General features: G+C 39.1%; 12 protein-coding genes and 2 tRNA genes. 8 read left to right on the top strand and 6 right to left on the bottom strand.

Features of this window, described 5'->3' with window-relative positions:
* Positions 1-21 precede the first annotated feature (21 nt).
* Positions 22-213, bottom strand: a complete 192-nt coding sequence (locus H4J59_RS19410) for a nitroreductase family protein (protein WP_259369459.1) — start codon at positions 211-213, stop codon at positions 22-24.
* 84 nt (positions 214-297) lie between these two features.
* A complete protein-coding gene (locus tag H4J59_RS09130; protein WP_182238726.1) occupies positions 298-879 on the bottom strand; it encodes a Crp/Fnr family transcriptional regulator in 582 nt (193 codons plus the stop codon).
* A gap of 854 nt (positions 880-1,733) precedes the next feature.
* Between H4J59_RS09130 and H4J59_RS09125 the strand changes: the two genes are divergently transcribed.
* Positions 1,734-2,078 (top strand): hypothetical protein, encoded by a 345-nt coding sequence (locus tag H4J59_RS09125; RefSeq protein WP_182238724.1) that lies wholly within the window; start codon positions 1,734-1,736, stop codon positions 2,076-2,078.
* A 1,101-nt stretch (positions 2,079-3,179) separates the two neighbouring features.
* On the opposite strand, the gene trmB is transcribed toward H4J59_RS09125, so the two are convergent.
* Together trmB and H4J59_RS09115 are read right to left on the bottom strand one after the other, a co-directional pair.
* Positions 3,180-3,905 carry a tRNA (guanosine(46)-N7)-methyltransferase TrmB gene (gene trmB / locus H4J59_RS09120; protein WP_182238722.1) on the bottom strand — a complete coding sequence of 242 codons (726 nt, stop codon included), beginning with the start codon at positions 3,903-3,905 and terminating at the stop codon, positions 3,180-3,182.
* A 157-nt stretch (positions 3,906-4,062) separates the two neighbouring features.
* Positions 4,063-4,401, bottom strand: coding sequence for a YggL family protein (locus H4J59_RS09115; protein WP_182136560.1), 339 nt, complete (start codon positions 4,399-4,401; stop codon positions 4,063-4,065).
* Positions 4,402-4,697: 296 nt separating this feature from the next.
* Between H4J59_RS09115 and mutY the strand changes: the two genes are divergently transcribed.
* The 5 genes from mutY (at position 4,698) to H4J59_RS09090 (ending at position 9,034) form a co-directional block, all read left to right on the top strand.
* A complete protein-coding gene (gene mutY, locus H4J59_RS09110) occupies positions 4,698-5,780 on the top strand; it encodes an A/G-specific adenine glycosylase (RefSeq protein WP_182238720.1) in 1,083 nt (360 codons plus the stop codon).
* 46 nt (positions 5,781-5,826) lie between these two features.
* Positions 5,827-6,099 carry an oxidative damage protection protein gene (locus H4J59_RS09105; RefSeq protein ID WP_182189849.1) on the top strand — a complete coding sequence of 91 codons (273 nt, stop codon included), beginning with the start codon at positions 5,827-5,829 and terminating at the stop codon, positions 6,097-6,099.
* A 487-nt stretch (positions 6,100-6,586) separates the two neighbouring features.
* Positions 6,587-6,662: transfer RNA gene (locus H4J59_RS09100), tRNA-Phe, on the top strand.
* 113 nt (positions 6,663-6,775) lie between these two features.
* A tRNA-Thr gene (locus H4J59_RS09095) sits at positions 6,776-6,851 on the top strand.
* A gap of 656 nt (positions 6,852-7,507) precedes the next feature.
* Positions 7,508-9,034 carry a carbon-nitrogen hydrolase family protein gene (locus H4J59_RS09090; protein ID WP_182238718.1) on the top strand — a complete coding sequence of 509 codons (1,527 nt, stop codon included), beginning with the start codon at positions 7,508-7,510 and terminating at the stop codon, positions 9,032-9,034.
* 393 nt (positions 9,035-9,427) lie between these two features.
* On the opposite strand, the gene H4J59_RS09085 is transcribed toward H4J59_RS09090, so the two are convergent.
* Entirely contained in the window at positions 9,428-10,288 is an 861-nt protein-coding gene (locus H4J59_RS09085; protein WP_182198703.1) for an EamA family transporter, read from the bottom strand.
* Positions 10,289-10,403: 115 nt separating this feature from the next.
* Positions 10,404-12,311 carry a TonB-dependent siderophore receptor gene (locus H4J59_RS09080; RefSeq protein WP_182238716.1) on the bottom strand — a complete coding sequence of 636 codons (1,908 nt, stop codon included), beginning with the start codon at positions 12,309-12,311 and terminating at the stop codon, positions 10,404-10,406.
* A 451-nt stretch (positions 12,312-12,762) separates the two neighbouring features.
* On the opposite strand from H4J59_RS09080, the gene H4J59_RS09075 reads away from it, so the two are divergent.
* Positions 12,763-13,272 (top strand): peptide-methionine (S)-S-oxide reductase, encoded by a 510-nt coding sequence (locus H4J59_RS09075; protein ID WP_182238940.1) that lies wholly within the window; start codon positions 12,763-12,765, stop codon positions 13,270-13,272.
* 379 nt (positions 13,273-13,651) lie between these two features.
* On the top strand, positions 13,652-14,680 hold the full coding sequence (locus H4J59_RS09070) for an IS110 family transposase (RefSeq protein WP_182238714.1): 1,029 nt from the start codon (positions 13,652-13,654) through the stop codon (positions 14,678-14,680).
* The last annotated feature ends 444 nt before the right edge of the window (positions 14,681-15,124 follow it).

Below are 15,124 nucleotides of genomic sequence, written 5' to 3'. Positions count from 1 at the left end.
CAAGCTCAGTAATAAACTGTTTTATATCGTCTGGTTTAATACTTGTTTAACGGCTAAACTCTCTATGACCAATAATTTATAAGGCTGGAGACCGTAAGCCGCTGGTGAAAGTCTAACGGCTTCGATAAGTTGATTAATTTGTTCATCTAAAAGCCGTTGTGAGTCGAATGCTTTGACTGCATAGCGCCAGTTTAATGCTTGCAATAATGTCATGGGGAACCTCTTGCTGCTTCAATGCACACAGGTTATCCATTTGCTTTGCTCATTTCCTTTACATATGTTGATAACGGCTCAGTTTTATAATTCTTTTTTAATACGACTCAATTGTGTTGGGGTAATACCGAGATAACTAGCAATATGATATTGAGGTAAACGAGCAACAATATTAGCGTGTTCATCAATAAAACGAAGGTAACGCTCTTTTGCTTCAAATGGCAGCGTTTGCATTTCTTTTTGTTCTTTTTCGAGCAACCAATGAGTTTCTAAATAATGAATTTGGAAATGACACAAGTCTAAATTAGTAAACATCAGCTGACGATATTGGCTGAAATTGATGTCGATAATCATTGATGATTCAATCGCTTGTACTGCTAAGTTAATGGGTGTTTGTTTAAGTAGTGCCGTCATCACCCCAGGAAATCGCCCTTCATTAAAAAAGGTTTTATTAAACTCATTGCCTTGTTCATCGAGTATATAAGAGCGAAACAAACCAGAAACTACAAAGCAATAGCTGCTCGGCACCTCACCAATAGGATAAAGCACTTCACCTTTGGACACTGGGCGCAATTGACAGCACTTTTTAAAGGCTTGCCATGTCTTATCTGAAAGCGGACTGTAATTGTTTAATTTTTGACGTAAAAATTCAAAGGAAGCGTCCATGAAAACTCATTTTTTTTCGCATGATAGCCAAATAAAAGGCCTTAAGATAGTCGAATTCAATACTGTGATTGAAAATAACTCACTGAAAAATAGCAGGTAGCGTCTCAATATTAACAAGATAAATAAAATGCTTCTATAGTAGGTTTAAAAGGTATGATATAGGTGACACAAGTCTATTATGTTAATGGCTAAGCCAAAGCTTGCTAACCATTTAGGAACAAATAGCATTTTTTTGTCTAGTGTTATTCTATATGACGCATTTAACCATCCACTTAACGCATCTATCATTTTAATATTATTTAAAGCAATAACCGATCTAGATAAAACCTACGCGCTATTCCTAAAACCAACAGTATTGTTGATGAAAGCTATAAAGTTAGCGCAAAAACATTTACCGCTTGGGGTTATGCAGGCAGTCGCGACGGTAAATCTTCACCTACTGCTGAGCTTCACTTAATTAGAGGTAAAGCCGCTTTAAAAACCGGGATAACACAGGTAAATGACTTTTTAGCGCAAGATGTCGCCAAGTTTAAACAGCAGTATCAGCGGTCAGGATTAGGCTTACTTAATAGCACAGCACCAATAGCATTAGAGTAAACTCTAATGCTTAGCAAATTGCGGCTCCTTCACATCCATATGATCGCGACATAACCGACATACTGTAGATAAAAATAGGAAGCTTAACCGCTTGCTATTTTTATTTTTTCATATTGAAAATGCTAAAAACGTCAACGTAATTTATAGCCTTTTTGTTAAATAAACAGCGGAAGAAATAGCGCGATTAAAAATTTAACCGTGAGCCTATTTACTGTTATGATGTCGCTGATATTTAACAGAGATACTAGAGTATAGTTTTGGAAATAATTGCACTTATCGCGGTTTTATTTTTAGCTTGGCTAATTTGGCAGCTTCGGCGGGCTAAGCACTTCACCAAATTTAAACGTCAAATAATACAAGAGCTAAAACCAAAAGTTATTGCCAATATTATTGAGGAAATGGCCGAAACACGTTCAGAGCTACATCCTAATACCACAGCCCATCAAGCAGCAACTATTAGTTATTGGAGCGCTTCTGCCGGCAGAATATTACAAGCGGCATTAATGCGAGAAATCATTAACCAGCAATGGTTAATAGAAAGCGGTAATTTGCGTAACAGTCAGCATTTATTTCATATTGAACAAGATAAACTACACCGCTAGAACATAGCTTTCAGTTAAAAAACACCTGTCTGTTTGCTTTTTGAACATCACCTTATGCGTGTGCTGTGCGGTTGTCGGACTAAAGTCCGACCTACAAAACTGCCCAAGATTACATTAGCACCCGCAGGCTCGATGTAGGTTGGACTTTAGTCCATCAGCTTTTAAACGTCAGCTATCAGTAGTTGACAGTGAAAATAGCTTTCAGCTTTCAGTTCAAAGAAATACCTGTCTGTTTATCTTGTGAACATCACCTTATTGTGCGCGCTGTGCGGTTGTCGGACTAAAGTCCGACCTACAAAACTGCCCAAGATTACATTAGCACCCGCAGGCTCGATGTAGGTTGGACTTTAGTCCATCAGCTTTTAAACGTCAGCTATCAGTAGTTGTCAGTAAAAATAGCTTTCAGCTTTCAGTTCAAAGAAATACCTGTCTGTTTATCTTGTGAACATCACCTTATGCGTGTGCGGTGCGGTTGACGGACTAAAGTCCGACCTACAAAACTGCCCTAAATCTACATTATCACCCGTAGGCTCGATGTAGGTTGGACTTTAGTCCATCAGCTTTTAAAGTTCAGCTATCAGTCGTTGTCAGTGAAAATAGCTATCAACTTTCAGTTCAAAGAAATACCTGTCTGTTTATCTTGTGAACATCACCTTATGCGTGTGCTGTGCGGTTGACGGACTAAAGTCCGACCTACAAAATTGCCCAAGATTACATTATCACCCGTAGGCTCGATGTAGGTTGGACTTTAGTCCATCAGCTTTTAAAGTTCAGCTATCAGTAGTTGTTAGTGAAAATAGCTTTCAGCTTTCAGCTTTAAGTTCAAAGAAACACCTGTCTGTTTACTTTTTGAATATCACGTTATGCGTTTGCTGTGCGGTTGTCGGACTAAAGTCCGACCTACAAAACTGCCCAAAATTATATGATTACCCGTAAGTCCTATGTAGGGTGGACTTTAGTCCATCAGCCTTAAACGTCAGCCAAACTGAACTTTATAGATCACCCACAAAAAAAGAGCGTATTCGCTCTTTTTTTTCACTGGCATTGTTCTAACTAACTCGAAGTAATCACTAACTCAGTCTAATAACCAACTCATCAAAATTAATCAAGTTTGGTAAATTGTAGATCCCAAACACCATGGCCTAGGTCTTGACCGCGGTTTTCAAACTTAGTTAACGGACGAGAGTCTGGTCGTGGTACATAATCATTGTTCACTGATAAGTTTTTAAAGCCAGGCGAAGATGTCATATCTTCTAACATGCACTGTGCATAATTTTCCCAGTCAGTTGCCATGTGAAACACACCACCGATTTTCAGCTTTTGACGAATAGCTTCAACAAAACTGGCTTGCACAATACGGCGTTTGTGATGCTTTTTCTTGTGCCAAGGATCAGGGAAAAATAATTGTACGGTCGTTAACGACTCAATAGGAATACAATCGGCTAAAACCTCGATAGCATCGTGCTCATAAACTTTTAGGTTATTAACACCTTCTTCTTGGGCTAAGCCAATACAAGCGCCAACACCTGGACGGTGAACTTCAACACCAATAAAGTTAAGCTCAGGAGCATTTTTAGCCATTTCAACTAAAGATTTACCCATGCCAAAGCCAATCTCGAGCACAATAGGGTTGTCATTACCAAACAAAACTTTAGGATCAATCAATCCGTCTTGATGTTTCAATCCCATCGTATCCCAAAACTGCTCTAACGCTTTTGCTTGGCCATTAGTAAGGCGGCCTTCGCGCTTAACAAAGCTTCGTACTTTTCTAATGTACTTGCCTTCTTGTTCTGCTTGTTCAACGGTTTTATGGCTTCTGTCTATCATAATGCTATCTATTATTTAATTGCGTCATCAAAATTGGGGCGCATATTATCCTTGTTTAATGACTAAAATTCAATCACCGCATAATGCCTATCAAGATCTAATTGTACGCCCGTAAAGTTATTTAACCTTAGTTCGGGTTAATATCGTTTGTTAAGGACTACTCTGCCCACCAAACGTCGTATAATGGGCCAACAGTAACTGAGCTTGCGCCATTATCCGTTAACCACTTTTCTACTAATTGGCGATGTGCTTCAGTACATTTACCCAATTTTTGAGTACAAATTAAACCATGCCACAAAGTATCACCTTCTCCGCCAAAACCTAAGCCGTTTGGATCTATGGTTTCATCGAAAAATTTAGTTAAAAATGCATCAACTGTTTCATTGTCAGCGCCTTCATCTAGTTGCCAAGCAATATCAAAACCTAGTTCTTGGTACTCATCAACACGTAATTTTTTACGTAAACGATCACTACGATTTTTTGCATCTATTTTCATCTTTCATTCCTTACAGTTAGGTTTAAAGCAAACACGATAGCCGTTTCACTTTAAGGTGCAGTTTCAGAGCTAAGCTCTCTACGGGCAAGCCGATAAAGGTAATCTCTGGCCTTATGGATTTCGACAATATAACCACTATTCTCTTCAATCCATGCCAGGTAGCTAACCCTTTCTCAATTTGCTGAAATCTACAGCTTGAAGTGGAGCGGGTATATATTAACTAACTGCGAGAGGATAGAGGCAATAGAAATTTTTGCAATGAAAATTTCAGCTTTATTCGCTACACTGTCGCGAATATGACAAATAAAACTACTATCTCAGCCAAATCTGCGCAACAATTTAGCGACCAAGTACTATCATGGTTTCAGTTGCAAGGCAGAAAACACTTGCCGTGGCAGCAAGACAAAACACCTTATCGAGTTTGGATTTCAGAAATTATGCTGCAGCAAACGCAAGTAGCAACCGTGATCCCATACTATTTAAGATTTATGGAAAGCTTTCCTAACATTATTGATTTAGCCAATGCCGATGAAGATAGCGTGCTACATCACTGGACCGGGCTTGGCTACTATGCACGAGCACGAAACTTACACAAAACAGCAAAAAAAATTCGTGACGATTATCAAGGTAAATTTCCTGAAAATATTGACAAGGTAATCGCGCTTCCTGGTATCGGACGCTCCACGGCAGGCGCAGTATTAAGCTTAGCCTTAAACAAACATCACGCCATTTTAGACGGCAATGTAAAACGGGTTTTAGCCCGCTGCTATAAAGTACAAGGGCATACTGGCCAAGCCATTTATGAAAAAACCTTATGGCCCATTACCGATGCATTAACACCAAAGCTTGGCGTGGCGCAGTTCAACCAAGCCATGATGGATTTAGGCGCTATGGTTTGCACACGCTCTAAGCCCAAGTGTGACATTTGTCCACTAAAAAGCAGTTGTTTAGCTCAAGCTAGCGATGAACAAGCAAATTATCCACAAAAGAAACCGAAAAAAACCATACCAGAAAAACACACTATTATGGTGATACCACGTGTTGACCAACAAGTATTGATGGAAAAACGCCCTCCAGCAGGAATTTGGGGCGGCTTATGGTGCTTCTTAGAGTTATCGGACCTTGACCAGTTACCGCATTTATTAGCCGAGTTAAACCTAAAGCAAACAGCAACATTTGCTTTAGATAAGTTTCGCCATACCTTTAGCCACTTTCATCTCGACATAGAAGCCATAGTGATAGATTGTGAAATGTTACCGGCAAAAGAAATTAGCGAAAATAGCACATTGCAATGGTACAATTTAGCCACAGTCGCATCAGTTGGTTTAGCCGCATCGACACAAAAATTAATTAAACAGCTTGAACAACTTCCTGTTTAATTTTTATATGCATTTATTCATCCCTTAGACAAAAAGAGACCTTATTATGAGCCGTACCGTTTTTTGCCAAAATTTACAAAAAGAAGCCGAAGGCCTTGGCTTTCAACTTTATCCGGGCGAAATAGGCAAACGTATTTTTGATAACATTTGTAAAGAAGCATGGGGTCACTGGCAAAAAAAGCAAACCATGCTAATTAACGAAAAGAAAATGAATATGATGGACCCTGATGACCGCGCATTTTTAGAATCAGCCATGGTCGCCTATCTCTTTGAAGGTAAAGAGCCTGAAATCGAAGGTTTCACACCAGAGAAAAAATAATATCTAAAAATAATGATCGAATAAGGGGATAAGTTAAAATATATCCCCTTTTTTTCTGCCGTTTTTTATTTAACACCTTACTGATAAATTTTTTAATGCCGGCTTTCGCCACAAAGTTAATGGTTACCGCCACTATTAATGTATTTTTTTGATTTACTGCTTATATTTTTTGCTTTACTGCTGAATAGTCCACTAGCCTATTTACTCGTCTATATTGATAAACAACTTTTTTATCGCAGCTCAACAGCATTTATCCTGATTACTCATGACACTGCATAAACAAATTAATGACGATATTACCGGTTAGAAATAGAAAGATTCAGCCTGAATTGCTCCATAAAAGCACAATACGTTGAAAAAAACGGCAAACAAACATTTATTTAAAAAAAAGGGTTGACGGGGTAAACGAAAAACAGTTTAATACGCCCCGTCTTCAAGGCACAGCCAAGAAGACAATGTACAGAGCAATCATTATGATTGTTAATGTGCCTCGATAGCTCAGTCGGTAGAGCAGAGGATTGAAAATCCTCGTGTCCCTGGTTCGATTCCGGGTCGAGGCACCATTTACACTTTTAGCTTTTATTAAGTTAAATGTAGAATCAACAAGTTCCGATGTTGATTCGGTGCCAAGATAGTTAGTTCAATAGAATATAATTATCGCACACGTTCTTCGTGTGCCGACTTAGCTCAGTTGGTAGAGCAACTGACTTGTAATCAGTAGGTCGCCAGTTCGACTCCGGCAGTCGGCACCATTCATAACGAAGCCTCAACAGCAATGTTGAGGCTTTTTTATTGCCTAAAATAAACTGACACTGATTAAATCAGTAGTTCAAATAAGCAAGGCTTACGACACCATGCCTTCGCCGTAAGCATCAAGCCCCAACCTAGGTTAGGGCTTTTTTGTCGCTATAAAATAGTCGAATGCTAGAAGTGTTGCATTAATACCAATAAACTCCCCTATCCCATCTATTCTACGTCCTATTTATGATTTAACCCTAAGAGTAGCAAGATGTTAGAAAGCATGTAATACACACCCTTTAGCATGCTCCTGACTCAGGCCGTCATTTTAATCTAGCAGTAATAACCTGCTAGTTGGTGTCTTGCTGATTTATTATAATAACCCTTTATTAATAAAGTGATCCTAGCTAGACGTTTTCCACCCTACTTACCAAGCCGTTGAATTTTAGTTGAGTTTATTGCGGGAAATATGCACAAGTTATTATGGTTGGCCTGATAAGTTTCTCTGATAAGTTCCTAAGTGCTATCTGGGCTGATGTTTGGCTGTGCTACATTTTTTTAATATGCTTGTATAAGTTGATTTTTTGGTATACAAATCACAATAATCGTCTTTTTGCACTCTACGATGAGAGAAAGGAATGATTATTACCAATATCGATTAGGAATATAAATGGAAGCAAATAGCGTTACCGTCCGTCATTTAACTTTACAAGATATGACAGAGCTTCGACAGGCGAGTGAATCAGTTTACCTTAATAAAGAATTAGCCACCTGGAATGAATCTACGGTAAAAGCTTTATTAACTAAATTTCCAGAGGGTCAAATTTGTGTGGTGGTTGATGGCGTTGTAGTCGGTTGTGCCTTTTCATTAATAATCGAATATGCTGATTTTGGTGATGACCATACTTATGCTGAAATTACGAGCGACATGACCTTTGATAATCATGATCCCAAAGGTGATTCTTTGTATGGTATTGAGGTTTTTATCCACCCTAGTTATCGTGGTTTACGTTTGGCTAGACGTTTGTACGATGCGCGTAAAGAACTTTGCGAAAACTTGAATTTGCGCGCTATTGTCGCGGGTGGTCGCATGCCTAACTATGCACAGCATGCTGACAAAATGAGTGCAAAGCAGTACATTGAAAAAGTTAAAATTAAAGAATTATATGATCCGGTATTAAGTTTTCAGCTTGCCAATGACTTTTATGTCCGCAAGTTACTGACCGGTTACTTATCGGGTGATAAGGAATCAATGGAATATGCCACTTTACTTGAATGGCCCAATATTTTTTATACTAAATCGGTAAAACTGATCAATGCCCCACGCTCAGAAGTGCGTTTAGGTTTAGTGCAATGGCAAATGCGTTCCATGAAAAGCATTGATGATTTATTTGAACAAATGGAATTTTATGTTGATGCAGTCTCAGATTACAAAAGTGACTTTGTCTTGTTTCCTGAATTGTTTAATGCGCCTTTAATGGCCGAGTTTAATCACTTACGTTTAACTGAAAGTATTCGCCGGTTAGCGGAATATACTGAACAAATTCGCGACAAATTTATCGAATTTGCCATTAGTTACAATATTAATATTATTACCGGTAGTATGCCGTTTTTTGTTGATGGCAATCTTTATAACTCAGGTTTTTTGTGTCGTCGTGATGGCTCATGGGAACGTTACGATAAAATTCATTTAACGCCAGCAGAAGTGCGTAGCTGGTCTATGGTGGGTGGTAAAAATCTTAAGGTGTTTGATACTGACTGTGGCAAAATTGGTATCATGATTTGTTATGATGTCGAATTTCCAGAGTACTCGAGAATACTGGCCGATCAAGGGATGAATATTTTGTTTGTGCCCTTCTTAACCGACACCCAAAATGGTTACACGCGAGTACGTCACTGTGCGATGGCAAGAGCGATTGAAAATGAGTGCTATGTCGCCATTGCTGGCGCAGTAGGTAATTTGCCCAAAGTGAATAATATGGATATTCAATATGCGCAATCTGCCGTCTTTACGCCGTCTGACTTTGCTTTCCCTACTACAGGTATTAAAGCGGAAGCAACACCAAATTCAGAAATGACCGTTATCGTAGACGTAAATTTAGATTTATTAAAGCAGTTACATAATCATGGCTCTGTGCATACTATGCGAGATAGACGTCATGATTTGTATAGCATTACCGAGCATGACAAAGCTTAGCCGGTCAGTGGGTTATCGGTAGATACATTAGCTACTTGAAAATCTGTCGGTTCAAAGCACCTGAAATTAAATCTAACGCTTCAGGTGCTGATTTGAAATATAGCAACTATTTTGTTGGCAAATTTTTCGACAAAATAGCCTAATTTAGCCTAACGCATAGATGGGCGATAGTTGAAAGTTTACTCTGACACTCACCCTAAATTTGCGCTAACAACCTAGCTGTTTTTATCAGTGAGTGTCGGCTTGATTTCATACTTAATTTCATGCTTATTTTCGCACGACTCATATCACTTACCCCCCAATAATAGAAGGATGCAGGGATATTCAAGCAGCTTAGCTATAAATATCCCACAAATACCTAGTACCTAGAATTTAGAGTTTAGAGTTTAGAATTTATTTTCGTTTTGCGATCAAGAGTGCCGCCACAATTAACAGTGATCCTATGGCAAGCCTGAGCAGTTCTTCTGGTGATCCGCCCTTAGCTTCACCAAAAATAAATAAGGAGGCAAACATAGCCAGTGGCACAACCGCATTGTTAAACGTGGCTAATACCCCGACACTGGTTTGGGTTGCGCCTTTATTCCAAAAGAAGAAACCAAGCCCTGAAGCAATGAAGCCCATATAAACTAAAACCAACCACTGCGTTGGTGTCGCGTCTAAAGGAATGGGAGGCTGCGAAGAAATTAACAGGGTAGCTATGCTAGTAAAAACCGCCGCACCTAGGTATAAAAAACCAAATACAGAGCTGTCACTAATATCTGGTCTGTCTTGTTTCCAATCGCGATAATAAACTTGGCCAAAAGCAAAAGCCATATTGGCTATTTGCATCAGGAAAAACCCTAACCAAATTTCGCTTGAGTCTATATCGTCCATTTTTATAACCGCGGCGCCAAAAACAGAAAGTAGTGTCGCCACTAAATACCAAGGTGTAAAACAACGCTGTCGAAGATCGTTGATAATAACAATATAAAGTGGCGTAAACACGCTAAATAGCGCCACTAAATGTGAGGGTATATAACGAAAAGCGGAAAGATAACAGGTATACATAACTCCGTATTGCAGTGCGCCAAGCAGTATCAGTTGCCATTTTTCCTGCCGGTTGGTGTTCGCCAGTTTTATAAAGGGCAGAAAAGCAATCAGCGCAAATAATAGTCGGGTATCTGCTATTTGAAGTGGGTCAAGACCTTTGAGTGTGTTGCCTATAAGACCAAAAGAAAAAGCCCAAATCAGCGTAGGTATCACGAGATAAATCATTCAAGGTCTCTAATAATTAAGGTTAGTTTATTCAATAGCTTTTGTTCAAATGCTACTGAGTAATAATTTGACCCCAGCCAATAAGCTGGGGTCGATGCAAATACTTTTAACCATGTTACCAGTGGTAGGTAGCACTAAGCGTGTATTGCTCTCCGCGTCCAGGCGTACCTGGTACTTCTTCAAAAGATTCATCCCAAAGATTATCTGCTGCAAGCACAATATCCAAACCGTCAAACTGCGTAGGAGAAATCTTTACCGTAAGGTGGGTAAATAAAGCATCGTCATCACCGTTTCTAAGGATATTTTCTTCTTGTTTGCGCCACTCGTTATCAACGCGAACTTCAACAATGTCGGTTGGGTGCCAAATAAGCCCTAAGGTTACGCGGTGATCTGGGTAGTTCAAGGCATAAAAGCTAGCATCGATATCCGCAGCACCATAATTTTCAGACTTGTCAAAGAAGGTATAGCTAGTGATAATTTCTGCATGCTCAAAACGCTTTACCGCCAATAACTCTAAACCTAGCGTATCGATATCGACCGGATTTGCAGAACGCGCAGAGCTTGAACTCAAGCTATAAGTCCAATCGGTTAAATCATCATCTTGTCGATAAAAAATAGCCGCATCAAGACGCCAAGTTTCTCGATCTAATGCCAAGCCTAATTCAATATTTTTAGTGGTTTCTCGCTCAAGATCATAGTTACTTCTAAATAATCCACCTTTATTACTGCCCCCTATAGCAGTATAACCGGCCACTTGACTCGCTTCTGCATAAGAGAAATAAAGTGTTTGTGAGCTGTCATCAGCATTGATGATATTCCACGTTATATCACCAATTAGTGATACTTGTGAGTCGTCGCGGTTAGTGTCGTCAAAAGCAGCACCAAGACGAACGGTTAACTGTTGATCCTCTTGTAGATCCATTCGATATTCAGGCAAAACACTGAGTTTGTAATAATGGCGAGAGGTAAAGTTATTTTCAAGCGTAGTTGATTCAATGCTGTCTGCTATAAATTGGCTTGAGTAATTCAGGGCAAATGATGCTGTTTGTGCATGGCGACCAGAAACTGCTATCGATTTAACCTCAGTTTCATGAAAGGCTTGAAATACATCAGGGTTTTCACGCGAAAAAACATAATGGTCATTGTTACGACGAAAATAAGTGGAAATTTCAAAGCTGCTGTCTTGTGCATACTGCTGTTGATGATTAAGAATTAATAATCGCGTTTTAATGTCTTCAGTTTCATTAACATTAAATGGCGTGTACATATTTGGCCAGCCAAAGAACTTTTCTTGAGAGCCAAAAAATAGATCAGTCTGTGATGATGGTCCAACTAACTGAATACGACCAGAAGCACGTTGAAAGTCGTGGTCGCCATTTTCTATTGTACCGTCACTTTCAGAGCGAGAGTATTCAGCTTCAGCACCGATAGTCCAATCGGTATAATCAGCCAATGCCATACTAACGCCACTGTGTACGCGTTGTAGATTAAAGTTATTATTACCTGCGCCAATTGAAGCACTACCTGCGGTTTTTATGACTGTCCAGTCGCGAGAAACCGTGCCTACCGAGCTGTTAACACCGAGTAGAGCATTGTCTGCACCGGTCAGTATATTAGCGTTAGATAACATTTCCTGAGCAATAGGAATTTCGGCAAAGTAATGTCCGGTTTGCGGATCAAGTAAGGTCGCGCTGCCGACCCTAAAGCCAGTATTTTCGAAAATACCACCACGAATAGTTACATCGGCTTGAGCTTCTGCCATATTGCGCGACTGTAGGTCAACGCGCGGATCATATTCTAGATTTGAAACTGGCGAACCAAAGGTGCCCACAGGTTTAGTATTAGCCGTGGTTGAAGCCTCAATCGTAATTCGCTCAATATTATTACTGACTTTTTTACTTACATCGTTAGTTACATCATGAGTTAAATCATTACTTACATCATGAGTATCGTCGGCTGCCGATGAAAAGCTTGATAGGCTAAATAATAAAACGGGCAAAGCAATTGGTACAACTCGAATCATGTTAATCTTCTCTATTTACACTGTTTGATCTTTAAGTAAAAACGATTTTATGTATTTCCCAACTCACCCAACCATATAACCCAGTAGCAGAAAGAGCCATGTCTCATCTTTGTGCTAACAATGGGATTAAACATATGGGAACAACCAAACGAAAATATCGTAAGATAAAGTTGAGGTTTATTTGAAAGGTAGTAATCGTTACGTGAATCAGTATTATATCTTAGCGGGTAAAATATTACACATGGTAACCATGCTCAATCAATAACAGTTTACAACTGGATGCATAACAAACACATTTAAAACAAACAGGGCCGTAAAAAATAGAGTAGTAAAAAAATATTACTCAAAAGCATATGAGTAAAAAACAGAGCAATAAAAGTTTACTCGCTTTACCATAATCAATAACATCACGCATAAAACTTAATTCACCTCTTATAAAGGCTAACAATTGATACAAACACAACAACATAATAAGCAGGCTAACAGGACGCAAGAAATTATTTATTTCGCCGGCGGTTGCCTTTGGGGTGTGCAAGAATTTATGAAGCACTTACCTGGAGTTTTTGCCACAGAAGCAGGTCGAGCTAATGGCTTAACCGATTGCACCAAAAGTCGTTATGATGGCTATGCAGAGTGTGTGAAAGTAACTTTCTACCCAAGCGTTGTTAATCTTGATGAACTAATAGGTTACTTTTTTGAAATAATTGACCCTTACAGCGTCAATAAGCAAGGCGAAGATATTGGCAAAAAATACCGCACCGGCATATACAGTCAACACACTAGTCACCTAAAAACGGCTATCGAGTATATTGCCCGCCACGACGATGGCGATAAGATGGTGGTTGAAGTTTTACCGCTGCTTAATTATGTGAAAAGCGATGAAGAACACCAAGAAAGATTAACTCGCTTTCCCGATGATTATTGTCATATTCCTAAGCAGATATTACATAAATACAAGTAGTGTTAAAAACAACCTTATGCCAATATTTAGCTATCTAGACAAAGTGATACATTAATTTAAAACATCATGTATAAACCTAAAAAATGATGGCATTTATTTCAAGGTTCACAGATTTAGCCTTCGCTAGTGACTACTTTAAAATCATCACTAGCCCCAAGAATGCAACATTAAGTTAATTCGATAGTCGACTCGTAAGCCCGACAATATATCCGCAAAAAAGCGGCTGGCTTTAAGGGCTATCCACTTGGCCCAACCGACCACTAGATGTTGTGTTTACTAGATTTAACCTCTTCGATCACTTATGCCACAATGTATGGACTCCTCCAACCTATGAGCTAGGTTTATTAGTGTCTACCAAACACAAATTAAGGATTCATACATGAACAAAGTTAATACTATTGGCGTAGATTTAGCCAAAAATGTTATTCAAGTTTCTGTTCTTTCGCCTTTAAATAAAGAGCTAACAAACAAAGAGCTTCCTAGAACAAAGTTCGCCGAGTTCCTGGCTAAACAGCCTATAAGTCTTGTGGCGTTCGAAGCTTGCTCAACAGCTCATCATTGGGCCAGAGCAGCTAGAGGTTATGGGCACCAGGTAAAAATATTACCAGCAAAGGTTGTTTCATCATTTCGCCAAGGTCACAAAACCGATAAAAACGATGCACTTGCTGTCGCTGAAGCCGCTAACAGACCTAATGTAAAAGAAGCTCCACTAAAAGAGCTTGAACAACAAGGCATTCAATCAATTCAACGTTCAAGAGAATTATTGGTTCAAAATAAGACGTGTTTATCTAATCATCTTCGTGGATTATTAATGGAATTTGGCGTATTTGTTCCTAAAGGTTTCGCTTCTCTTTTTAAAAATATACCTGACATTTTGGAAGACGGTGAAAATGATATACCAGATATGTTCAGAGCTACACTTAATCTAATGTATCAACGCTTACTTGACCTTCGTGATGATGTTGGATTGTTGGATGAACAAGTTAAACAATTAGTAAAAAACAACGAAGCATGCTCGAATCTCACTAAAATGGAAGGTGTTGGACCAATTAGCGCCATCCTACTATTTTCGACATTAGGTACTGGCGAAGCGTTTAAAAATGGTCGTGAGTTCTCGGCTTATATTGGCTTAACACCCAAGCAGCACAGTAGTGGCGGTAAAGCGAGCTTGATGGGTATCAGTAAATTCGTTGCCAATAAACGGCTCAGGTCGGTATTAATACAAGGTGCTCGTGCCTATGTACATCGCATGAAATCAGTCACCACAAAAAAAGATGTGTGGTTAGTCAATTTAATCGAACGTGCTGGTTATGGCAAAGCAGCCGTAGCACTGGCTAATAAAAACGTTCGAACTGCATGGGCTTTATTAACCCAGGGAACTGAATATAAAAAAGAATTAATCGTTTAAATTACCGTTATCTATTGCATTAAAACAGTTTAAAAAGAGTTTCACCAAGTAAGCCATTATTAGATAAAGATATCCATCTTGAGAAAACCTGTTCTGCTTTGAGGGATTAAAAACCCGCTGCCACATATAGGAATCGAGATGCGCATACATTGAGGGTTAGGAGATAGCTTCTCCAAATAAAAACCGAATATACGTACGCGCCTTAACCTAATAAAGAAATGCTTGATGAAAAGGAGGAGTCCATATACAAAGAAGACCTTAGGAATTAGTACTATAACGACAGTTGAGGGGCAGTAAGCGGTCATAAATTCAAAGCGGAATCAGACCCTGTAACAGATTTTGTGTAACTGCCAGGTTTAAATAACATCTTTCAAACGGTCTTCAAATTCAATCATAAAACGATTCAAGGCCGTTTTCCAATTTCTTATCGGCATCGTCCACTTT

The organism is Colwellia sp. MB02u-10 (assembly GCF_014077185.1).
Taxonomy (GTDB): Bacteria; Pseudomonadota; Gammaproteobacteria; order Enterobacterales; family Alteromonadaceae; genus Cognaticolwellia.
The sequence above is the reverse complement of the archived record's forward strand: the minus strand, read 5'-3'. Positions and strand labels throughout refer to the sequence as shown.